Genomic DNA, 21,154 nt, shown 5'->3' with positions numbered 1-21,154 from the left:
TTTGTATAATTCCTTCTTTCACTAATCTGCCCCTTTACAGGTATTAGGTATGGAACAGTCATTTCATTGGTCCCTCTTCCATAAGCTGCATATAAGAGTGTCACTCTGCAAATAATAGTTTTTAATTACCAATCGAAGTGGAACGTGATTGTAAACCTAATTTTTTCATTGGTAAAATCCTCTTTAGAATTAAGTTAAGGAGATCGTTATCTCATATGACTAAACTTAAACAGTTATTATGATTTGAATCGGGACACTCCTTATTCAGCCTGACGGTGGGGGAACAAATGAAAAAGCTTATCTTAATATGCCTGTCTTTGCTACTTTCAGGCTGTGTGAAAAAAGAAATAATTGATGATATTAATATTGAAGTAGGGGTCGGCTACGATGCAGCAGAGGAGGAAAAAGATAAGTATAGGGGAACAGTTTTATTTCAGGAATTTCAGCCTGATAAAAGCGTAATTAATAGGACATTTTCTGGAAATGGAAAACTTCGGCAGGACCTTATTCTAGATATATCTAAACAATCATCAGAACCAGTAGTCACTGGCGGATTAGCCCTTGCTATAATGGGAACTGAAATATCCAGAAAAGGGATTTATGATATTGTAGATTCTTTTCAGAGAGATGCAAGTATAGGGTCACGAGTATTTGTTGCTACAGCGGAGGGAACAGCAGAAGACTTGCTTAAAGGCGAATATGGAACCCTAGGAAATTCAACCTATATCCATAATCTTATACAGCATAATATTGACCATCGGGATGTGCCCAAAACCAACTTGCACATTCTTATCCGTGATTATTTTCAGAAAGGTAAGGATCCCTTTCTGCCCCGCCTAAAGAAAGTTGGGAATGATAAAGTTGGAATAAGCGGAATTAGCCTTTTCCAAAACGATAAAGAAGTAGACATCCTCCCTGTGAAAGATATGTTCTTTTTTAAATTGCTGGTAGATAAGTATAGTGAAGGAAACTTCGATGTAAAGCTAAAAAAGGGAGATAACGCTGCTGTAAAGAGCATAAGGTCAAGCCATAAAATCAGGTTGACTGATAACTACGCTTCCATATCCATTAAAATTGAAGGCATTATACGTGAGTATACGGGAGAAGATTTAGCCCCTAACGTTGGTGATATTGAAAAAAATCTGGAGAGGAAAATTGAAAAGGAATGCTTAAGGCTATTAAAACAATTTCAGGATCTCGGAATTGACCCGGTTGGGCTGGGTCAAAAGAAAAAAACCATGAATCGGAACTTTGACTTTAAAAAATGGTTAGATGAATACAAAACTTTAAGCTTTGAGGTTAAATGTGATGTAGTAATTAAAGAAACAGGAGTTATTGAATAGGAGCGGATATTAGGTCCGTCCTAGCTTTCTTTTCGAAAAACTCATCAAAGTGACTTGCTGTTGCTTTATCCGCCTCTTCCAATCCTGGCATAACATATTCATGCTAGTTGAAATATCAGCATATCCTAATCTTTCGCTAATTACTTTTGCGTGAACTCTTCTTTTATGAGTAATGTTGCTGAAGTATGCCTAAGATCATGAAAGCAAATATGTTTAAAGGCATGTTTTTTGGTAAATCTTTGCCACCATTGGCCGATACTGCCTGACGGATAGGTTTTCTGAATTCTTTTCCAAAGATAAACTCTAGTTTCTTTAACATCTCAAGTAATTCTCTCGGACACTAACTGTTCAGTCTTTCCCTATTTTGATTCCTTTTATCTGTACGCCTTTGCCTTTGATCTCTGTAATAGGTTGCTCGATTCAAATAGTTCCTTTTTCAAGGTCAACATGTTTCCACTCAAGTCCAGCAAATTCACCTTCTCTAGCTCTTGTAAAACTGCCAAGAAGATGAGTGTTTTCAAGAATAACTTATCATCAAATATCTGCATTAACTGGCCAAGTTCTTCCTTTGAATAAACTTTAATGCCTCCTGGTATTCCTTTATTACAGGAATGCTGCCCCGTTTGTTGAATAAGAAAACGATAGAAGGCAACCCTTTGCACCTGCACAGTCACTTCTTCCAGGTCCTAAGCAAGAATGGAAACCCTGTTAACAGGCAATTGACTAATTCACTGTCACGATCTTCATCACGCATCAGCTGGAATGGTTAAATAAGACGGATTTAAGCCAAGATTTACACCTGACCCAAATGCCAATTATAAACCTGAATAGCAGGATCTCATTTATATTTTTTCAGGCACTGATGAGGTTTCCTTCATCGGAAAGAAGCAGGATGTATCACCTAATGGTTCAGCAAAGTATTAAAAGATAGCCTCCTTATGTCTGTAAGGAGGCTGTTAACTAAAACACCAATTAAAGAGGAACGATTTCAAAATGTTCAACTGCAGGAAACGGATCATAAAAATGGTGCAGCTGTCTTTTCCATTCTTGATACTCTTTCGATTGTCTAAACCCAACTGTATGGGCCTCTAATGATTCCCACTTTACAAGCAATAAATATTTTCCCTTAACTTCCATACATCTCTGGAGCTCGTGAGATATGTACCCTTTCATGGAAGCAATAATTTTTGATGCTTCACAAAAGGCTTGTTCATATTCCTCCTCCATCCCTTCTTTTACTTGCAGCATGACTGCTTCTAAAATCATGTAAAATATCCCCTTTCCTAGATTGTTCATATACAAGATAGCTCCCGATTACTAATTAATGATTACAAGAAAATGTTTTGGGCAGCTGGTCTTGCAAAAAAACACCCGTAAGCATTTCCTCACAATTTAATTAATTTTCACACTTTATTTATTAAAGGAATGCCGCCCTCTAAGTATAATAAAAAGCGATTCCTCCATTATGAAAACTCACCCCTTATGTTAATAAAAATGAAAATTTCAATTTTCACTAAACCATTTGCGTAATTGATTTATATCGGCTTGATGATACCTGCTATGGTCTGCTATATGCCATATCCCACATTGGATAACCTGTCCCGGCTATTCAAAAAGGCAAGCTGCCATTTGGACGCAGATCGAAACCTTATACCATATACGGGTCCGGGATGATTCGTATTGGGACATTTTCCAGCGCAAAAACTCATTCGCTCCCTACATGATCAGAGTTTTTTTGAAGAAATTACCTTGAAGATTGATTTTGAACTTTTGCTTGGTGATTAAACTCCTTCAATAAGAGAGTTCACTGCTAACAGACCCCTTTGAGAGGCGAGTCTCAAAAGGGGCAGATTCTATATGCAGCAAAGTAAACACATCAGACCTGGTTAGATAATGTTTTTCTTTTAACTGATTGCATTTTTAATTTGCTTCGATTTCTCATCCACGCTTTACCCCTCCTTTCAAATATAATTGTCATTTCTAAAATTGCAAATTATTGATTTACTAATATAAAAAAGCAACATCCCAACCAAAGTTGAAATGTTGCCAGTTTAATAAATATTGTTTATCCGGTTTCCTGAACATCCTTTTTGCTTTGCTTTTCCTTCCGATTCCTTCTAATCTGACCTAGTCCGAGCTCTTTTGCTTCCTGTTTTAAAGATTTTAGTAAGCTGACTACCATTAACACCAAAATGACTGAAAATGGAAGAGCTGCGATGATCATGGTGTTTTGAAGAGCCTGCAGGCCACCAGAATAAAGGAGAGCAATCGCAATAATCGAGAGAAGAACTCCCCAAGTTACTTTTATCGGTGTACTTGGATTTTGCGATCCATTCGTTGTCATCATCCCTAGAACGAATGTACCAGAGTCAGCTGATGTCACAAAGAACGTAACAATGATCAAAATGGCTAACAGGGATATTGCCATGCTGAATGGAAACCCTTCTAACACGCCAAAAAGAGATTCCTCGGGAGCCAATGACGAAATTGAAAGCATCCCTGCAGATTCAGTGAAAATGGCCGTACCCCCAAAGGTTGTAAACCATATGAATCCAATTAGTGACGGAACGAGAAGAACACCTACAACAAACTCACGAATCGTTCGGCCTTTTGAGACCCTGGCAATAAACACACCAACAAAGGGAGACCAGGCAATCCACCATGCCCAATAAAAGATAGTCCACCCATTAATCCAGCTGCGTCCCTCTTCGTTCAGGGGGGCAATCCGAAAACTCATGTTAATGAAGTTTTGCATATAAGCCCCAACCGTATCGGTAAATAAGTTAAGGATAAAAAGTGTAGGTCCCAAAATAAACACAATCAGGAAAAGGAGAGCCGCAAGCCCCATATTCATATTGCTTAGCACTTTAATCCCCTTGCTTAGACCTGTTAAAGCAGAAATCATAAATAAGACTGTCACAATGAGAATAATAATGGTTTGGTTTGTCATCGTACTAGGCACATCAAAAAGGTAGGAAAGCCCCCCGTTGATTTGCATGGCACCAAATCCCAAAGAGGTAGAAACCCCTAAAACCGTTGCAATAACCGCAATGACATCAATTGCCTTTCCTACAGCCCCGTCCGAGTGTTTCCCAATCAGCGGCCTTAAGGTTCGGCTAATTAAACTCAGTTCCCCTTTTCTAAAAGTAAAATAAGCCAAGGCCATCGCAATCGAACCATAGATAGCCCATGCATGGATCCCATAGTGAAAGAAAGTAAACCTCATCGCATCCTTAATCCCCTGATCAGTACCCTCCTGGCCAGTAGGCGAACTAATCATGTAATGGCTGATAGGTTCATAGGTGCCATAAAAAATTAACCCAATTCCGATTCCTGCACTAAAAAGCATCGCAAGCCAAGTTGGACGTGAAAACTCAGGCTTATCCTCCTGCTTCCCGAGCTTTATCCGGCCAACTGGACTTACTAATAAATAAAAACAGACGAACACAAATAACGAAACAATCACAAGGTAATACCACCCAAACGATTCCGTAATCACGCCTTGTGTACTGCTCGTGATCTTTTCTAACGATGCTGGCATTGTAATGCCCATAAGAACAAGACCAGCCATTATTGCTAGTGATACATAAAAAACAGTTGAAGCATTTTTCATATTAAGTTTTAACTCCCATCATTGATTTATTCGCAGAGGGTTACTTCGATTGGTGAACAAATAAAATGCAAAACAAGTGATTCAAGTATTCTTTGTGAAGTAATACGAAAAGACCCCTTTGAAAATTGCGAAAATTCATTTATTATAAACTGATCATTCTTACTAACGTAAAATCACCATTGTCCATCTTTTGGGTATGGGAAAAGTAGATAGATAAATACGGCAGAGGTATTTTGGTTATGAATTATTTTACGGGCTTGTTGGGGAATAATTAAATTTTAACAAAATGTACTGAACCAATCACATACGAAAAAGAGGCTTAAATAGGATTCTAGTCTTTCATTCCCTGCTTAGAAAGATTCTACTAGACATATTCTTAAAATAGCTCCCGGATCCTCTAGTACAGTCAATATTACAGGTGAAAACTTGATACGCGGTATAAAATCCTAATCTCACACGCTTAATTCTCATTTTCTCTTTCAAGATTTTCAAAGGTGAGTTTATTTGGAGCTCAATAAATAATTTTGAAGTGAGTACCAATCGCTTTGTCTGATTTCAGCAGATAAGTAAATATGGATATTGGATTTCCTCTATTATTTTCAACTTCCGCTTATTAACTATGATTAAGAAACGCCCGCTTTCATTAGGAAAATGGGCTTTTCTTTTTATATCATTATTTAACAATATACTCGGCACCTTACCTCTAATGATGGCCAGGTTATTGGGTGAGGAACATTTGGTTATTCCGACATTTTCCAAAAACCTCTTTCGTAGTGTGAGTTTAGATTGACTGCTGGTTATAGAGTATTATTTCGTCTTGCAGATATTAAACTAAACCAAATTGGGGCACAACATCTTCTTTCCGTCAGACAGTCAGCATTGAATCTTTTTGTAATTCCCGGTGCAATACTTCTCCCATACGCTTAACCCCTTCAACAATTTTCTTTTTAGACATATTGGAGTAATTTAAACGCAATGTATTTGTTTGTGTTCCATTTGGAAAAAAGGGAGCGCCAGGTACACAAGCAACATTGTTATTCAGGCACTCTGTAAATATATGCGCTGAATCAATGCCCTCTGGAAGCTCAATCCAAATAAATAATCCGCCTTCCGGCTTACTGTAAGATATATTATTGGGGAAAAATTCTTCAATGCAGGATAACATTGCTGTGCACCTTTCTTTATAAACAGCTTTTATTTTATGAATGTGCTCTTCGATATCGTAAAGTTCCATATACTTTGCCGTAATTCTTTGAGCAAAGCTATCAGTGTGCAAGTCAGCTGTTTGCTTAAAAGCAACATACTTATCAATAAAAAATGGGTCTGCACAAATCCAGCCAAGCCGAAGACCGGGAGCGAAAATCTTCGAGAAAGTGCTTAAATAAATGACTCTGCCTTCTGTGTCAAAATGTTTTACTGGAGGGATTTCCTCTCCGGCAAATCTTACAGCACCGTAGGGATTATCCTCTACAATCAGCACATCATATTGATTAGCAAGCTCAATCATTCTTTTTCGCCTTTCAAGTTTTAAGGTGCGGCCAGTAGGGTTTTGGAAATCAGGGATCGTATAAATAAATTTTGCATGGGGATGCTCTTGCAGCCTTTTCTCCAGCTCTTCCATCAACATTCCATCTTCATCCATTGCTACTTCAATAAATTGGGCCTTATATGACTTGAATACATTAATGGCGGCAAGATAGGTCGGGCTTTCACAAATAATCGCATCTCCCTCATTGATAAATAATCTTCCCGTAAGGTCGATTGCCTGCTGGGATCCGGATGTAATAAGAACATTTTCAAAGCTGGAGTCAATCCCAGCCATTTTCATTCTCTGACAAATAGCTTCTCTAAAAGGAATATAGCCTTCAGTTGTACTATATTGAAGGGCAGCCACACCATCTTCATTCAATACAGCATTGCATGCATCCTTTAGAGGGTCTATAGGAAACAGCTCCGGGGCTGGCAGTCCTCCCGCAAAAGAGATTACTTCTGGTCTTTCTGTTATTTTTAATATTTCACGTGTCTCAGAAGATGTTACAAAGCGAGCTCTCTCAGCAAATTTATGTTCCATTTATAAACATTCCTTTTTAATTTTTTGGAGTTAATTATCATACAGAAAATTCAGTCACTTATGCTTATACTTTTCTCTTTTTGATGGATACCTGCCCAAAAAACGAGGGGGATCAGCAGTAATGAAAGGGCAGCACCAGAAATTGAAAGGGCTGCATAGCTGGAGTATGCTACAACTATTCCGGATACACCTCCTCCTAATGCTCCTGATAAAGCAATCCATACATCGATAGAACCCTGCGTTTTAGCCCGAGTAGAAGCGTGAGTTGAATCTACAAGAATGGCGGTGCCGCTAATTAAGCCAAAATTCCAGCCAAGCCCGAGTAAAACAAGGGCTATATTGAGTGCGGCCATTGAATCAGCAGGTCCGGCTGCAGCCAGAATGCCAGAGGCAAGCAGGGTAATAGCTGAAGCAATAACCATAACAGCACGGCCAATTTTGTCAACAAGGAAACCAGTTACTAACGAAGGCAAAAACATCGCACCTATATGAAATCCAATGACAAGCCCCACTTTATTCAAAGCATGTCCATGGTGTCCCATATGTATGGGTGTCATCGTCATAATGGCCATCATCACAAATTGAGTTAAAACCATTACGGCAGCTCCTGCAAAAATACCTCGCCTGTTTATCGATGCCAAATTCAAATTTTTCTCTAAATGGCTGGTTTTACTTTGTTCATCTGATATTGCTTTTGCCACAATAAATGGATCAGGACGAAGGAACATAAATAGAACCAATCCAGCAAGTATATACGCTGCAGCAGCTAATATAAATGGACCCGCTAAAGCAGGAATTCCTATGGATATGGCAAACTCCCCCATTACATCCACAAGATTTGGGCCGGCGACAGCACCGAACGTAGTGGAAACCATGGCCATGCTAATAGCCTTTGCCCTTTGTGCCGGGTTTGCCAGGTCTGTTCCAGCGTAGCGCGCCTGTAAGTTTGTAGCCGTTCCAGCCCCGTAGATGAGCAGTGAAATAAATAATAGCAGAATGCTGTTAGTTAAAGATGAAACCACTACTCCAATGGCACCGATGCCTCCAGCCAAAAATCCTGCCGCAAGTCCAGGACGGCGTCCAAACCGCTGGGAAAGCCGCCCCACCAGCAGCGCAGCCCCCGCTGACCCTAAAGTAAACAATGCCGTCGGAATTCCCGTAACACTATCTGTACCCAGCATATTTTGAGCTAGAAGTGCCCCTACTGTTATCCCGGCTGCAAGTCCTGCTCCGCCAAAAATCTGGGATATGACAATGACAATTAATGTTCTTTTGTATAGTTGCTGCTGTTTTTCAGAAGAATTGATGCAGCTTTGCAGCCAGGCAGAATGGGAGTCTAACACTTTTTCACTATTTTTAAACAGCAACATCTAACCTCCTTTCTAGAAAGTTCTATTTTCATAATATTCCAACTAGATTTAAATCATCTTAACACGAGCAAAAAAGCCATACAATATTATAATTGTATGGCAAACAATATTAGATAAGACTGTCTAACAGACGTTTAAGGATAATCAATCCTCTCTCAAGATCTTCAAGCGTTTCCGGGGCACAAACAGAAACTCTTACGGCCCTCTCCGGACAACTGTTTCCAACTACAAACCGTTCTGCTGCAAATACCTGTACTCCTTGCTGTTTAGCTAACGCTTCAAATTCTGCCCCTGTAATCTTGCCTGGCAATAGCAGCCAGCGAAAGATGCCTGTTTCAGCACCTAAGCACGTAAAGCCTGCCAGATATCTGTTTACGAGCTGGTTTCTGCGAATCGTCTGCTCCTGATGGCCTTCAATTAAGGCTTCAAATAGATTGGATACAATTGTACGCGCTGCCAGTTCTGCCAGTAAAGGAGAAACGGATACATTTAAATTATAAAGTGCCCTTGAAATTGGCTCCTTGAATTGACTGGGCACTGCAGCATAGGCCATCCGCAGACCCGGTGCAAACGATTTGGATAAACTTGCAATATAGATGACCTGTTCTGGTGCAAATGATGCGACTGCCGGCAGTGGTTCATTGCTGAGAAGATGGTATGACGCATCTTCGATAATGAACTGATTATACTTTTTGGCAATAGCTGCGATCATTTTTCGATTCTCAACCGACATAAAGGAAGCTGTCGGATTATGATAATCCGGAATCAAGTAAATGCCTTTAATATTTTCAGTTTTACATGCATATTCAAAAGATGCTGGACACATTTCATAGTTCTCTGTTTTTATTGGCACCAGCTGCACACTAAGCATTGCTGCAGCCGTTTTTAAGCCAGGGTATGTATGCTGGTCAACTCCAATGCGCTCTCCCGGCTTACAAAGACTTGCCAATGCAGCAGCAATAGCATTTTGACCGCCATTTGCAAATAAAATGTGATCAACGGTTGTTTCTAACCCGCCCCTGCGGATTAGCTTTACCGCTGCATCCTTTTGCCAATGGCTTTCGCCTCCCCGGCCATAACCAAACCATTTTTCATAATCTGTCTCCTGCAGCATACTTTTCAGCTGTAGCATCAGCGGCTCGAAAGAAGCATTATCCGGAAGTGTTGCCCCCATTTCAATTAAGTGCTTCGGCTTTGTATCTTCAAGTAAATACGCATTCGATAGAGCATCATAGGACACAAATGTGCCGCTTCCAACCGTTGCACTTAACAACCCCTTTAACTCACAAACTTTAAATGCTTTTGAAATGGTGCTCAAATTTAAATCTAAATAATCGGCCAATTCCCGCTGTGGAGGAAGTTTCGTTCCGGGTAATAACACTCCATTTAGAATATCCTGTTCCAATTGCCCTGCCAGTGCTTGATAAATGGGCTTTTCTGTTTTATCAATGGATGGCTTCCAGGTCATAGGATAGTTTTCAAAAGAATTAATCGGCATGATACGCACCCTTTTTATACAAGTTTTCAATGAAACTGTTTCTTTAATTATAACCCTTGTTCCACAACCTGCCCATTTCGTTGAACTAAGAAAAAATTTAGTTTTTATTCTTCAAATACTTCTCCCAATCACTTAAATACATCTTTGGTTTATCTTCAGGCTCAGATGATAATTTACAGATAAACTCCAATGAATTTCCATCTGGGTCATGAAAATAGACCATAGCATGTGTCTGGTCTGGCATTATAATGGGTTCAAGAGGTTTAAAGCCGAATTCTTCACGCATTTCGATGCCGCGCTTTTCGAGCCACGTTTTGGCATTCTTTAGATCTTCTAAATCTACTCTAAAAGCAATATGTCTGATGGACGGATGATAAGTAATATGTGCCTGGTCACATTCCCATAACCCAAGCCAGCTTTCATTCTTAACGATCCAAAAAAATGCAGTTTTTTCATAATTTATTGCTAATTCCAATCCCAAGCCCCTGTAAAACTCAATTGACCTGCTGATATTACTTACCGGCAAATGTGCTTCGTACAGTCCTTTAATCATTTTTTCACCCCTGTCCATCATGTTCTTAGCATCAATATACCAGTAACAGATCCATATTCCGTCCACAATATGGATGAAATTCTATACTGCTTTATATGTATTTGCCTTCCTCTCTTTAGGTATTCCAAAACAAAAAAAGCTGCCCCGCATGATTGTGCGGGCCAGCTCATACTTATTCGATTACTTCCACACGCACGCTTTTTCGCCCCCATTGAAGGGCATCACTGCGGTTAGGAATGAACACATCGATTGAACTTCCATTTATGCCGCCGCCTATGTCCGCTGCTATCGCAACTCCATAGCCTTCTACTTTTACAATGGAGCCAAGCGGAATGACACTGGGATCGACAGCAATCACTTTCGCATCAGGGTACTTATTTAAATCCAGACCCATCCGTGTCACACCTGAACAGCCCTCACAATCTGCCGTGTACGCTGTGCTTTCCACAGTCAATGTTTTACCGGCAGCTGAACCAGGCTTGGCCTTTCGATCCAGCTCTGCTCTTGTTCTAGGGCCGGCAATTCCGTCTGCAGTCAGTCCTTGCTGTTTTTGAAAGCTCTTGACGGCGCTCACTGTGCCATTTCCATAAATACCATCTAAATTAGATTTATAGTGACCTGTTTGTTTCAGTTGATATTGAATTTGGATGACTTGCTTCCCAATGTCTCCATATCTCAGCACTTTTAACGCATGGCCTGTTTGCTTTCCTGCAATTCCATCAACCTTCAGATTGCGCTTACGCTGAAAATCCTTGACGGCTTCCACCGTGATAGATCCATAGTATCCTGTCGACGTATGGTACGGGAAAACCCCTTTTGTCATCAGGTAATCCTGCAATTCGGCCACATCTGACCCTGATGATCCATTGGCAAGTGTCCGTTCCCCAAGCGCTGCTTCTGTATATGAAGGAGCGGCAAGCATAAGAACTCCAGCAGCAAGAACCATCAGCATGTTTCTAAATCTCTTTAACATAAAAAATCCTCCCCAATTTCTTTTTACATAAAAGAATTCGAGAGGAATTGACATTATTCGTGTATAGAAAGCAGAATCACAACGTTCGGCCCTGTATAATCCATTAATTTGAAATAATGGGTTCTATTTTGTCTGAGTATATATTACGCAGCACAATGAGAAAATAGGACCTCCATAAAGGCCCTTATTTCAGGCTAGTTCTGCACTATTTGAATAAGGTTGCCGCATGTATCATTGAATACAGCCAGTGTGACATCACCCATTACGGTCGGCTCAATAGTAAATATCACTCCATGTTTTATTAATCGGTTATATTCTTCGTGTACATCAGCAACGCCAAACATGGTTGCCGGAATTCCTTCTGCAAATATCTTCTTTTGGTATTCTTTGGCGGCCGGATGTACGTTCGGTTCCAGCAATAGCTCCGTACCGTCTTGATCTTCGGGAGAAACAAGGGCGATCCACCTGTGTTCTCCGACTGGAATGTCATGCTTTTTTGCAAACCCCAGCGTTTCTGTATAAAATTTCAATGCCTTATCTTGATCCTGGACGAAGATACTGGTGACAATTACTTTCATCATGTTTTTGCCTCCTTTGATATATATAGCGCATGATTCTGTACTAACAATCTGGGTGCCAGCAAAACCAGCCCGCATATTTGTTAGAATTCCTATTCTGCTTTTAGTAAATTACTCTAGCCATCCTTTCAGCAAATTTTTAAGTGGCTGGTTATTGAAAATAATTACACGATATTTTCCCTTTCGTTCGGATTTTATGAGCTCTGCTTCTTCCAAAACAGAAAGGTGTTTAGCTATTGCCTGCCTCGAAATGGAAAGACCGTGCTTCATAATGAGACGAGCCGTTAATTCATATAGCGTCATCTCTTTACGTTCAGACAGTTCGTCCAATATAAGCCGCCGAGTCGAATCACCAAGTGCTTTGAATATAGCGTCTTTGTCCCAATTCATATTATGATTATAAGCAACCTAATGGTTACCTGTCAACACAAGCAACTTAAATGTTGCATAATTGCAGTGCCGTATCAATGTCGACGGTAAGTACCAGAAGCTGCACAATTAATCTTAAAGGTTTAAGGCCAATGGAATGCATACCTCATGCTGTATGAGTAAAAAATACAGAAGAGGTGAGAACAATTGGAAAATGATAATTTAAAGCTTACATCTTCCGAAATAGGAACACTATGGGGGGAGTATGTAAACGGAACAATGACCGAGATCGTAAATAGGTATATGATTTCTATTATAGAAGACGAAGAAACAAAACAAGTCTTTGAAATCGCCATTAAGACAGGGGAAAAGCAAAAGAAGCAGCTTGTTTCCTTCATTGAGAGGGATGGATTTCCAGTGCCCATTGGGTTTACAGAGTCCGACCTCAATAAAAGTGCAGAGAGATTGTTTTCAGACACATTCTGCTTAAATTATTTACATATTATGACTATACATGGTTTGTTGGGTCATACTACCGCTTTAAGTGTTTCGGTCAGAAAGGATATAAGGGAGTTTTATAATTCATGTGTTGATGATGCAAAAAGCATGTACGATTTAACCATTGAGCTGCTGCTGAAAAAAGGAGTTTTTCAGAGAGATCCCTATTTTTACCCTGCCGAAAGCCCTGAACTTATTACTGCAAAAGATTTTACTGATGGATTTTTCGGAAAAGGGAGAGTTTTATCTTCTACAGAAATAATCAGTATATCTCTTAACATAAAAAAGGGGATTATGGCAAAAGCCCTTTCCATCGGATTCAGTCAAGTCACAGAATCGAAAGATATAAGGAAGTTTTTTGAGGAATTAGAAAAAGCCGCTGATGAAAATCTGCAAGCCCTTTCAAAAATTATGTATAAAGATAATTTGCCAGTCCCAATGTCGCTGGAATCGGAGATTACCACATCAAAAGACTCTCCTTTCTCAGATAAATTAATGTTGTACCATATGGGTTTTCTGGCTCAAACTGCTCAAGTATATTACGGGACAGGCCTAGCCGGATCCATGCGGACAGACCTGGCCGTTGCTTATGAAAAAGCCATTCTAAAAACATTAGGAATCACCAGGAAATGGTTCAGTATTATGGTGAAAAACAAGTGGTTTGAACAGCCGCCGCTTGCTCCCAATAGAAAAGAGCTTGCTCAAGATAAATAAGTTATCCCCCTCATTTGTGTGAGGGGTGTTCCCCCAATCAATGTTTACCGGCAGCTGAGCCGGTCTTAGCCTTTCGACCAGCTCGGCTCTCTTTTTATTAATCTCCGCCCCCGCCGCAGCTTGAACAGGAACTGCATGATGAGCAGGAACTGCAGGAGCTGCCCGATCCGCAGCTTGTACAACTTGATGAAAGCTTGCTGCTGATTTTCATGTAACTGGAAAAATCATCATAATGATAATAGGAAACAGAGATGAAAGGAACGAGCATTGCGTTATAGTTTTGCTGTTTTTTTCATGGCAGATATAAGTGAGAGCACAGTAGCCATATATTTGCTATCACTCTTAAAATAAAGCTCTACTAGTTCATTTTCCGGCAAACGTTTAAATTCATCAATTATATTTGGAGGTACAGGGAATCTGTAAAATCCCTTATAAAGATGGATATTTTCATTTCTTATGAAAAAGAGCTCACCATACACCCAATCAAAAAATCCGCGCAAATCAGGTTCAGGCGACTTTTTTAAATTCGGACTATGATGGAGAGTGCTTCCTAAGTATTCTTTTGAAAAATCATCATACTCACGGGTAAACATGAGCATCTGATGCCACAGATCATCTACTTTTCCACTGAACATCGGGGACTCTTTTAAAAGAGAAGTCAAAATAAAGTAGCTTTTTAAATCCAGCAGACGCCAGCTGTACTCATTTTCTTTTAGCTTAATTTCTTTCATTACCCTCTCTTCTACGTTTCCCATATAACTTTTACTAAGAGACCTCTCCAGGTGATCACTTAGCTTTTTTAATCCTTTAATCGGTTTTATGTCTAATGATTTTGGAGATAATCCAAATTTAAATGAGAGCTTTTTGCGCAAAAATAAAATAATCCAGATAACCACTGCAAGCAGGAGTAACCAGATCATGTAAATCCCCCTTGTACCTTTCTTTATTACTATTACGGATTTCATTGCCGGAGGTTCCATATTTTTCAATTTTTATATTCTTTAGTCCAAAAAGAAAAAGCCGCCTTGCTGGCAGCTGCTTAATATAAGTACTATTTAAGATAATATTACACCCGCAAAATTCCCTCTTAGTACTTGTTTCTCATTCTGATTCGTACAAAGGAAAGTGGCCGCAATAGCCATTCTATTACGATCTTGCTCTTCATATTTATCGATGGTTACTTCACAGCTGATAGTATCTCCTGTAAAAACAGGTCTCAAAAACTCAAAATTCATCGTACGGGCCAACACGTTTGCGTCTCCGCCCACTTTGGTTGGAAGAGTGGCCGTTAATAACCCTTGAACCACAAGCCTCCCCTGTTCATCCGGGGTTATATGATGAATTCCTTCATCACCTGATATCTCTGTAAATAATTCAACATCCCTTTTTGTAAAAGTCCGTTCAAATGTAATTATGTCCCCTACTTTTAATGGCATACCAATCTCCCTCCCGAAGGTATCAATTAACAACTGAATATTACAATGGTTATGGATAGTATTCAACTAATATCCAAAGCTGCCCCTTACATTTCAGCCTCTCAATTTAAATGTGACATATATTCAAATGCTGTAGTCCCATATACGCTTTTAAAATGCTTATTTAAGTGAGTTAAATCAACAAAACCACATTCACTAACAGCGGCATAGATGTCTTTATTTTTTTCTATTACCTGCTTGGCTCGTTCAATCTTGCAGTTGAGAAAATACTGATATGGTGAAATTCCGGTATGAGCTTTAAATAATCTGATAAACTGGTATTTTGATAGATTCAGCTCCTTACATATGTCGTCAAGTTTAAGCACATTCTCCAAGCTCCCATGAACCATATCCTTCGCTTTTCTAATTAGAGCATTATCTTTCTTATCGTATGATGAAAGTTTGGTTTGATTGAGATAATCTGTGAGGGATATTAGTAATTCACCGCAAAAAGCTTCATCTTTTTCGCTTAAAATGGCATGAGAAAGACTCAATATTTTTTGTTCAAGCCGTTCATCATACACCACGGGATTTGAAAAACGGACGATATCCTTTGTCCCGCTAACCTCTGAAATCAACTGGGGGTCAATATATAACATTACATAGTCAAGGCCAGTCTCATCATGCGCCATTCCGTCATGTGCCTGTTCCGGATTAAAGAGCATAACGCCATTTGGATAGGATAATTGCAGACCGCCATCCAGGGTATAGTGCTGAATGCCGCGCAGGGTCACACCTATTGCATATTCCGCGTGAGCATGCCTTTTATACGCAAATTCAGAAATACTTGCTGACAACGCAGTAATGCCTGCCGATTTTTTATAGATAAATTTGTCCATTGGATTCACTCCTTAACAGCATACCTACATCCAGATCATCACACCGGAATAAGCTAAAAATATGGCCATTACTATATTTACAATCCTATCATGCTTCAGTAAAAACGCCTTGAAAATGGTACCGCAAAGAACCCATGTAATGAATGCTAAAAATCCAATAAACGTAATGACGAGAACACTCATTGCCACAGCAGGCACTTCCGTATAATACGGCATGATGAAGCTGGGAATGACTGTCATTGTAAATAAAACAACCTTTGGATTTAAAAACTGCATCAGGAAGCCTGACATAAAGGTCCCATTTTGGTTTACAGCTTGCTTTGAAGTATCCGCTTTGAATATTTGATAAGCCAGATAGAATATATAAAAGCTTCCGATTAACTGCATAACCATTAAAATCTTTGGTATGACCTCCATAAGGATCGTATTCAGCATAGCTGAAATCATAAGCAGCAGACCAAATGCAATGGTAGCACCATAGGTATATTCCATCGCCTTCTTTGTCCCAATATTATGGACAGTGGATAATATGACGATATTCGTTGGACCTGGCGTAAACGTAACGATAAAACAATATAATAAAAAAGATGTAATATTCATGAATGAAACTCCTTTCAGGGTATTCTCACATAAATATACATCTTAGGATTAAGCGGCTTATAGTATATTATTGCAGAGGAAGCAGAACAAGAGCTGTATCTATGGGAGAAAGTTTTAATAACACTATAATCACTCTAAACCAGCATTAATCCTCTTCACAACTTTCGCAGGAACTCCTGCAGCAACAGTATTTTCAGGAACATCCTTAGTGACAACGGCTCCTGCTGCAACCACTGAGTTTTCACCAATCGTCACACCAGGCAGGATGGTTGCGTTTGAACCAATCCAGACGTTTTTGCCAATGATAACTGGTGACGGGTATGTTGTGTTTCTTGTTTCTAAGGATAACCCGTGATTCAGTGTAGCAATCGTGACATTCATACCGATCATGGCTCCGTCTCCGATCCGAATTCCGCCCCTGTCCTGGAAGGAACATCCTGTGTTAAAAAACACGTTCTTGCCAATCGTGATATTCTTGCCGAAGTCTGTATAAAATGGCGGAAAACACATAAAGGAAGAATCAACTTGGCTTCCTGTCAGTTCACTGAATATCTCTGCTATTTCCTCTTTTGAATGAAACGAGGTATTCAATTCCATAGTGATCCTTTGAGCTTCATAACTGCATTGAATTAGTAGCCCATGCAATTCTTTGTCCTCACCTGAAATGGGATTTCCCTTTCGGCAGAAATCTATAAAATCTTCCATGTTCATTTTTTTAACCACCTTTCTTTGTATGCCCATAAAAAATCTAAGTTAAAAATAGAATGTCCCAAAAGCCAGGCTTTCAGGACATCTTTGAACCATTTACATAGTGCTGATATCAATCACAAATCGATACTTCACATCTGATGCTAATACTCGTTCGTAAGCATCATCTATTTGATCAGCTGTAATGACTTCAATCTTTGGAATGATATTATGTTTTGCACAGAAATCCAGCATTTCCTGAGTCTCACGTATGCCTCCAATCATTGAACCCGCAAAGGAACGGCGATGGCCGATGAGTGAGAATACATTGACAGACAATGGCTCTGCAGGAGCACCCACGTTAACCAATGTTCCATCAAGCGTGAGCAGTGAGAAGTAAGCATCTATGTCGATTTTCGCACTTACCGTGTTAATAATTAAGTCAAACGTTCCGGCAAGTTTTTTGAAAGTTTCCGGGTCGCTTGTGGCAAAATAATGGTCTGCTCCGAATTGCAGGCCGTCTTCTTTTTTATTCAATGTTTGCGAAAGGACTGTCACTTCTGCACCCATGGCATGTGCAATTTTGACAGCCATATGGCCAAGGCCGCCCATACCGACAACCGCTACTTTCTTGCCCGGCCCAGCTTCCCAATGATTTAGCGGCGAATAAGTGGTAATTCCCGCACAAAGCAGCGGGGCTGCCGCGTCAAGCTCAATGCTATCAGGGATTCTGAGTACGAACTCTTCCTGTACTACAATGTGCGTAGAATAGCCGCCTTGAGTAGGCTCGCCGTATTTGTCTACACCCGCATATGTTTGGATATTTCCTTTGAGGCAGTATTGTTCTTCTCCTTTACGGCAGTTTTCACACTCACCGCAGGAGTCAACCATACATCCGACTCCTACCCGGTCTCCAGCCTTGTACTTTGTCACCTCAGCTCCTACTTCCGCAACAATTCCTGCAATCTCATGCCCGGGTACGAGCGGATAGTTCACAGGCCCCCACTCCCCATGAGCAGTATGAATGTCAGAATGGCAAATGCCGGCATATTTAATTTCAATCAGAACATCATGCAAATCCAGATCTCGCCGTTTAATTTCAGCCGCTCTAAACGGCTTGTCCGGACCGTCAACGGCCCTCGCTTTAGCAGTTATCATGAATAAAACCTCCTGAATTTTTTTAAGAGAATGATGGATTTTAAAAAAACTCATTTAAATTTTCATCATTTTCTCTTTTCACAACCATGTTAAGGCTTATAGTTAACTCTAGGTCAAGCGATAAATTCAATTTTTTTTCATGCTCAATAAAGTGACTTTGACATTTACAAAATACCATGGTAATCTCACGTCATACCTTATAGTTAACTCTAGGTCTATATCTAAGATTAGGTCTATATCTAAGATTAGGAGATAAATAATGAAGACATACACGATCAGTGAAGTGGCAAAGGAATTGAATCTGACAGTATATACCCTCCGCTACTACGATAAGGAAGGTCTGATGCCTTTTGTAGAACGGACTCCCAGGGGAAACCGCTTATTTAAAGAATCCGACCTTAGCGCTCTAAAAGTAATAGAATGCCTGAAAGCCACCGGGATGCCTATTAAGGAAATTAAAAATTTCATAGACTGGTGTTCTGAAGGGGATGCCACACTGCAGCAAAGATATGACATGTTTCTGGAGCGAAAAGCAAATGTAGAAGCACAAATGGAAGAACTAAGAAAAACAATGGAAGTCATCGAGCATAAATGCTTATACTACAAGACTGCACTGGAAGCCGGAACAGAAGATATTCATAAAGAAGATAAAATAGAGATTAATAGCTGACAGAAAGCCGCCTGTCTTAAATACAGGCGGCTTTCTTTTTAACTAAAAAAGGTCTAATAAAAATCACAGTACACAATCCAGTCGTGTTTATCTTGATTGTAGAAAAAATAGAAACTGCCGCTATCTGCAATGTTGAAATGGGCCTTTTCATCAGAACTTAATTGAAATACAAAGGGGTACTCTTCTCCAAAAGAAATTCCACCTTGAGCAAAAGAAGGATACTTTTAATCTTTCATCACTATAGAGATTGAATGAAAATTCCTGTTAGGTTAATTGGCAGCTATATTTCAGTTTTTATTAACTGATTAATTGACCTCTGCCAATCCGTTTCAAAAATTTATAGAATGTCTCCCGCTTTTTACCCATTTGTGAGTAGACAGATATAATCTTTTCTACAACAGCGTACAGTTCTTCTGGCGTAAGATTCTCCACCAACAAGGAACCAACCTCAGCGTCTTTGCCTTTTGCTTTGCCTCCAACATATAAATTGTAATGCTCTCTAATTTTCATAATACCTATATCGCTTAACAGGGGCTCACCGCAGCCAATAGGGCAGCCAGTATACGCAACCTTTAAGGTAAAGGGAACAGGCTTGCCGGCTATACGGCGATTTATCTCTTTTGCTACTGGCATTCCCTCTTCCTCTTCCCCTTTGCAAAAATTACAGGTCCTCAAGCTTTTAACAAAGGATCCAACTGGATAACATGCTAATCCGACATGCTGGAATTCCGCTATAATCTCTTCCTTTTTATTTTCTGGAATCTCTATATAGAGTTGTTGAAAAGTTGTTAACTCAAGTTCTTCATCTTCATCCATATACTTTGAAATCATCAACAGTTGTTTAGAGGAGAGTTTTGCACCAAATCCAATTCCTCCGTTTATAGCTAGTTTTATTTTTTTTGAATCATTCTCCATTTTTTTCTCCCCTTTACACTCCTTTATTTACCCTACCAATGGAGAGTATAATAAATGGTTAAAAGTATAACCTTCTCAGTATCTAGCTGCAGGAAATAGCTAATTTTATATGTTTAGTATCTTCTTTATTTCACCTATATTTTGTTCAAACCCAATAAGGACCTTAGGCTTACTCATCCATCCTAATAAGGATTTATTTTTAAACACAAAAGCTGGAACAATTCTAGTACCCGTAATTTTAATTAAATCTTCCTCTTTATGCGGTTGTTTTGTTAAATCGTATTCAATATAGGATATTTTATTTTGGGAAAGAAACTCTTTCCCCGCCTGGCAGTCTGTTCATGTAGGTCTTGTATAAAGCTCAAGCTGAACTTTTGTCATAATAATCACTTCTCCTTTTTGTTTATTTAACTTCTATAACGAATGGGTAGACATTCACTTGTCCTTCAAATTTGAATTCAGCCCAAATCTTATAAATGCCCGGCTTATCAAATTTCGTGTCAAATACTGTTTTATCATCTGCCACAGGGTGAACATGGATATATTTTTCTCCATCTTCATCCAAGACAACAACATGGCCTAAGGCGCCTAAATGAGGCTCAGGTTTTGCATCCTTCAAATCAAAATTAAGAGTTACCTCTTTGTTGATCTCAAAGGATTCAGCAGTTAATTCAACCGTTTTACCATTAATTGTCTTTGTAAAATCCGTATCGGCAGCGAGATCGTTATTACCGTGTTCATGATGCGATTCACCAGCATGGAATTCAATAGGCATTACTGAATATTGAAGACCTTTTGGTTTTAAATCAACGAAAGCTTTATATGAATTACCCTCTAAACTTACTTTCTGTTTGTAGATTCCATCTCCCATTTTCTTTGGATGTAAATGATGGTACTCTTGTAAGTCTGAACTTACGACAATAAAATGCATGTATTTTTCATGGGAAACTTCCAGTTCCGGAACATGGTTATTTTTATCTTTTAGCTCAATGGTGATTTCTCCGTTAGCGTAGGATACTTTTGGTGTAACTTCGCTAATAGCATTTGTACTATGGTCCCCGTGGTCGTGGTTCATATTTTCTCCCTCTTGATTAGTAGTTTTTTGACTAGCGTGTTCCTCAGTTTTTGGATTTATACTTGCATACACATTGTAACCTGCGATAACTGCCCCAAGGTACACGATAGCCGAAAGCGTCCAAATCAAAATACCTTTTTTCAAAATAGGTCCCT

21 protein-coding genes and 2 pseudogenes are annotated in these 21,154 nt (G+C 39.5%); 4 read left to right on the top strand and 19 right to left on the bottom strand.

Going from position 1 to position 21,154, the window contains the following annotated elements; genetic code table 11:
* Positions 1-287 precede the first annotated feature (287 nt).
* Complete coding sequence (locus ACR42H_RS03635; RefSeq protein WP_113884132.1) at positions 288-1,343, top strand: Ger(x)C family spore germination protein; 1,056 nt, start codon at positions 288-290, stop codon at positions 1,341-1,343.
* A 163-nt stretch (positions 1,344-1,506) separates the two neighbouring features.
* On the opposite strand, the gene ACR42H_RS03630 is transcribed toward ACR42H_RS03635, so the two are convergent.
* Entirely contained in the window at positions 1,507-1,662 is a 156-nt protein-coding gene (locus tag ACR42H_RS03630; protein WP_436374746.1) for a hypothetical protein, read from the bottom strand.
* A gap of 301 nt (positions 1,663-1,963) precedes the next feature.
* Between ACR42H_RS03630 and ACR42H_RS03625 the strand changes: the two are divergent.
* Positions 1,964-2,117: pseudogene (locus ACR42H_RS03625) on the top strand (multicopper oxidase family protein); the annotation flags it as partial.
* A 198-nt stretch (positions 2,118-2,315) separates the two neighbouring features.
* Here the strand turns inward: ACR42H_RS03625 and ACR42H_RS03620 are convergent.
* The 9 genes from ACR42H_RS03620 to ACR42H_RS03580 form a co-directional block, all read right to left on the bottom strand.
* Complete coding sequence (locus tag ACR42H_RS03620; protein WP_113884133.1) at positions 2,316-2,609, bottom strand: antibiotic biosynthesis monooxygenase family protein; 294 nt, start codon at positions 2,607-2,609, stop codon at positions 2,316-2,318.
* A gap of 799 nt (positions 2,610-3,408) precedes the next feature.
* Positions 3,409-4,956 carry a glycine betaine uptake BCCT transporter gene (locus ACR42H_RS03615; RefSeq protein WP_436374745.1) on the bottom strand — a complete coding sequence of 516 codons (1,548 nt, stop codon included), beginning with the start codon at positions 4,954-4,956 and terminating at the stop codon, positions 3,409-3,411.
* 865 nt (positions 4,957-5,821) lie between these two features.
* Positions 5,822-7,027: a PLP-dependent aminotransferase family protein gene (locus ACR42H_RS03610; RefSeq protein WP_436374744.1), complete on the bottom strand. Its 1,206-nt coding sequence runs from the start codon at positions 7,025-7,027 to the stop codon at positions 5,822-5,824.
* A gap of 50 nt (positions 7,028-7,077) precedes the next feature.
* A complete protein-coding gene (locus tag ACR42H_RS03605; protein WP_395858196.1) occupies positions 7,078-8,397 on the bottom strand; it encodes an MFS transporter in 1,320 nt (439 codons plus the stop codon).
* Between the two features lie 109 nt (positions 8,398-8,506).
* Positions 8,507-9,895: a PLP-dependent aminotransferase family protein gene (locus ACR42H_RS03600; protein ID WP_436374743.1), complete on the bottom strand. Its 1,389-nt coding sequence runs from the start codon at positions 9,893-9,895 to the stop codon at positions 8,507-8,509.
* Between the two features lie 97 nt (positions 9,896-9,992).
* Complete coding sequence (locus ACR42H_RS03595) at positions 9,993-10,448, bottom strand: VOC family protein (protein ID WP_436374742.1); 456 nt, start codon at positions 10,446-10,448, stop codon at positions 9,993-9,995.
* A 172-nt stretch (positions 10,449-10,620) separates the two neighbouring features.
* Positions 10,621-11,421 carry a peptidoglycan-binding protein gene (locus ACR42H_RS03590; RefSeq protein WP_113884138.1) on the bottom strand — a complete coding sequence of 267 codons (801 nt, stop codon included), beginning with the start codon at positions 11,419-11,421 and terminating at the stop codon, positions 10,621-10,623.
* Between the two features lie 194 nt (positions 11,422-11,615).
* Complete coding sequence (locus tag ACR42H_RS03585; protein ID WP_113884305.1) at positions 11,616-11,999, bottom strand: VOC family protein; 384 nt, start codon at positions 11,997-11,999, stop codon at positions 11,616-11,618.
* A gap of 111 nt (positions 12,000-12,110) precedes the next feature.
* Positions 12,111-12,389: an ArsR/SmtB family transcription factor gene (locus tag ACR42H_RS03580; RefSeq protein ID WP_113884306.1), complete on the bottom strand. Its 279-nt coding sequence runs from the start codon at positions 12,387-12,389 to the stop codon at positions 12,111-12,113.
* Between the two features lie 186 nt (positions 12,390-12,575).
* Between ACR42H_RS03580 and ACR42H_RS03575 the strand changes: the two genes are divergently transcribed.
* Positions 12,576-13,580: a DUF3231 family protein gene (locus tag ACR42H_RS03575; protein WP_436374741.1), complete on the top strand. Its 1,005-nt coding sequence runs from the start codon at positions 12,576-12,578 to the stop codon at positions 13,578-13,580.
* Between the two features lie 272 nt (positions 13,581-13,852).
* Here ACR42H_RS03575 and ACR42H_RS03570 read toward each other — a convergent pair whose 3' ends face one another.
* The 6 genes from ACR42H_RS03570 to ACR42H_RS03545 all read right to left on the bottom strand — a co-directional run bounded on the left by ACR42H_RS03570 (position 13,853) and on the right by ACR42H_RS03545 (position 18,339).
* Positions 13,853-14,569, bottom strand: a complete 717-nt coding sequence (locus tag ACR42H_RS03570; protein ID WP_436374740.1) for a hypothetical protein — start codon at positions 14,567-14,569, stop codon at positions 13,853-13,855.
* A 66-nt stretch (positions 14,570-14,635) separates the two neighbouring features.
* Positions 14,636-15,016 carry an FAS1-like dehydratase domain-containing protein gene (locus tag ACR42H_RS03565; RefSeq protein WP_113884141.1) on the bottom strand — a complete coding sequence of 127 codons (381 nt, stop codon included), beginning with the start codon at positions 15,014-15,016 and terminating at the stop codon, positions 14,636-14,638.
* Positions 15,017-15,117: 101 nt separating this feature from the next.
* A complete protein-coding gene (locus ACR42H_RS03560) occupies positions 15,118-15,894 on the bottom strand; it encodes an AraC family transcriptional regulator (protein WP_436374739.1) in 777 nt (258 codons plus the stop codon).
* 24 nt (positions 15,895-15,918) lie between these two features.
* Positions 15,919-16,494 (bottom strand): LysE family translocator, encoded by a 576-nt coding sequence (locus tag ACR42H_RS03555; RefSeq protein WP_436374738.1) that lies wholly within the window; start codon positions 16,492-16,494, stop codon positions 15,919-15,921.
* A gap of 129 nt (positions 16,495-16,623) precedes the next feature.
* Positions 16,624-17,205, bottom strand: coding sequence for a sugar O-acetyltransferase (locus ACR42H_RS03550; RefSeq protein WP_113884144.1), 582 nt, complete (start codon positions 17,203-17,205; stop codon positions 16,624-16,626).
* Positions 17,206-17,298: 93 nt separating this feature from the next.
* Positions 17,299-18,339, bottom strand: a complete 1,041-nt coding sequence (locus ACR42H_RS03545; RefSeq protein ID WP_436374737.1) for an NAD(P)-dependent alcohol dehydrogenase — start codon at positions 18,337-18,339, stop codon at positions 17,299-17,301.
* Positions 18,340-18,598: 259 nt separating this feature from the next.
* On the opposite strand from ACR42H_RS03545, the gene ACR42H_RS03540 reads away from it, so the two are divergent.
* Positions 18,599-19,009 carry a MerR family transcriptional regulator gene (locus ACR42H_RS03540; protein WP_436374736.1) on the top strand — a complete coding sequence of 137 codons (411 nt, stop codon included), beginning with the start codon at positions 18,599-18,601 and terminating at the stop codon, positions 19,007-19,009.
* Between the two features lie 297 nt (positions 19,010-19,306).
* Here ACR42H_RS03540 and ACR42H_RS03535 read toward each other — a convergent pair whose 3' ends face one another.
* The 3 genes and pseudogenes from ACR42H_RS03535 to ACR42H_RS03525 form a co-directional block, all read right to left on the bottom strand.
* Positions 19,307-19,924: a nitrite and sulphite reductase 4Fe-4S domain-containing protein gene (locus tag ACR42H_RS03535; RefSeq protein ID WP_009335320.1), complete on the bottom strand. Its 618-nt coding sequence runs from the start codon at positions 19,922-19,924 to the stop codon at positions 19,307-19,309.
* 105 nt (positions 19,925-20,029) lie between these two features.
* Positions 20,030-20,248 (bottom strand): annotated as a pseudogene (locus tag ACR42H_RS03530) (glutaredoxin family protein); the annotation flags it as partial.
* Positions 20,249-20,327: 79 nt separating this feature from the next.
* Positions 20,328-21,143, bottom strand: coding sequence for a hypothetical protein (locus ACR42H_RS03525; protein WP_436374735.1), 816 nt, complete (start codon positions 21,141-21,143; stop codon positions 20,328-20,330).
* Between the last annotated feature and the right edge of the window lie 11 nt (positions 21,144-21,154).

The organism is Cytobacillus sp. BC1816 (assembly GCF_051353635.1).
Classification (GTDB): Bacteria; Bacillota; Bacilli; order Bacillales; family Cytobacillaceae; genus Cytobacillus; species Cytobacillus oceanisediminis_C.
This window is presented reverse-complemented; position numbering and strand designations above follow the sequence as displayed.

What these genes read in the sequence shown, in the direction of transcription:
- ACR42H_RS03635 (WP_113884132.1), top strand. Translation starts at nt 288, where the DNA reads ATGAAAAAGCTTATCTTAATATGCCTGTCTTTGCTACTTTCAGGCTGT.
- ACR42H_RS03630 (WP_436374746.1), bottom strand. Translation starts at nt 1,662, where the DNA reads ATGTTAAAGAAACTAGAGTTTATCTTTGGAAAAGAATTCAGAAAACCT.
- ACR42H_RS03620 (WP_113884133.1), bottom strand. Translation starts at nt 2,609, where the DNA reads ATGATTTTAGAAGCAGTCATGCTGCAAGTAAAAGAAGGGATGGAGGAG.
- ACR42H_RS03615 (WP_436374745.1), bottom strand. Translation starts at nt 4,956, where the DNA reads ATGAAAAATGCTTCAACTGTTTTTTATGTATCACTAGCAATAATGGCT.
- ACR42H_RS03610 (WP_436374744.1), bottom strand. Translation starts at nt 7,027, where the DNA reads ATGGAACATAAATTTGCTGAGAGAGCTCGCTTTGTAACATCTTCTGAG.
- ACR42H_RS03605 (WP_395858196.1), bottom strand. Translation starts at nt 8,397, where the DNA reads ATGTTGCTGTTTAAAAATAGTGAAAAAGTGTTAGACTCCCATTCTGCC.
- ACR42H_RS03600 (WP_436374743.1), bottom strand. Translation starts at nt 9,895, where the DNA reads ATGCCGATTAATTCTTTTGAAAACTATCCTATGACCTGGAAGCCATCC.
- ACR42H_RS03595 (WP_436374742.1), bottom strand. Translation starts at nt 10,448, where the DNA reads ATGATTAAAGGACTGTACGAAGCACATTTGCCGGTAAGTAATATCAGC.
- ACR42H_RS03590 (WP_113884138.1), bottom strand. Translation starts at nt 11,421, where the DNA reads ATGTTAAAGAGATTTAGAAACATGCTGATGGTTCTTGCTGCTGGAGTT.
- ACR42H_RS03585 (WP_113884305.1), bottom strand. Translation starts at nt 11,999, where the DNA reads ATGAAAGTAATTGTCACCAGTATCTTCGTCCAGGATCAAGATAAGGCA.
- ACR42H_RS03580 (WP_113884306.1), bottom strand. Translation starts at nt 12,389, where the DNA reads ATGAATTGGGACAAAGACGCTATATTCAAAGCACTTGGTGATTCGACT.
- ACR42H_RS03565 (WP_113884141.1), bottom strand. Translation starts at nt 15,016, where the DNA reads ATGCCATTAAAAGTAGGGGACATAATTACATTTGAACGGACTTTTACA.
- ACR42H_RS03560 (WP_436374739.1), bottom strand. Translation starts at nt 15,894, where the DNA reads ATGGACAAATTTATCTATAAAAAATCGGCAGGCATTACTGCGTTGTCA.
- ACR42H_RS03555 (WP_436374738.1), bottom strand. Translation starts at nt 16,494, where the DNA reads ATGAATATTACATCTTTTTTATTATATTGTTTTATCGTTACGTTTACG.
- ACR42H_RS03550 (WP_113884144.1), bottom strand. Translation starts at nt 17,205, where the DNA reads ATGAACATGGAAGATTTTATAGATTTCTGCCGAAAGGGAAATCCCATT.
- ACR42H_RS03545 (WP_436374737.1), bottom strand. Translation starts at nt 18,339, where the DNA reads ATGATAACTGCTAAAGCGAGGGCCGTTGACGGTCCGGACAAGCCGTTT.
- ACR42H_RS03540 (WP_436374736.1), top strand. Translation starts at nt 18,599, where the DNA reads ATGAAGACATACACGATCAGTGAAGTGGCAAAGGAATTGAATCTGACA.
- ACR42H_RS03535 (WP_009335320.1), bottom strand. Translation starts at nt 19,924, where the DNA reads ATGGAGAATGATTCAAAAAAAATAAAACTAGCTATAAACGGAGGAATT.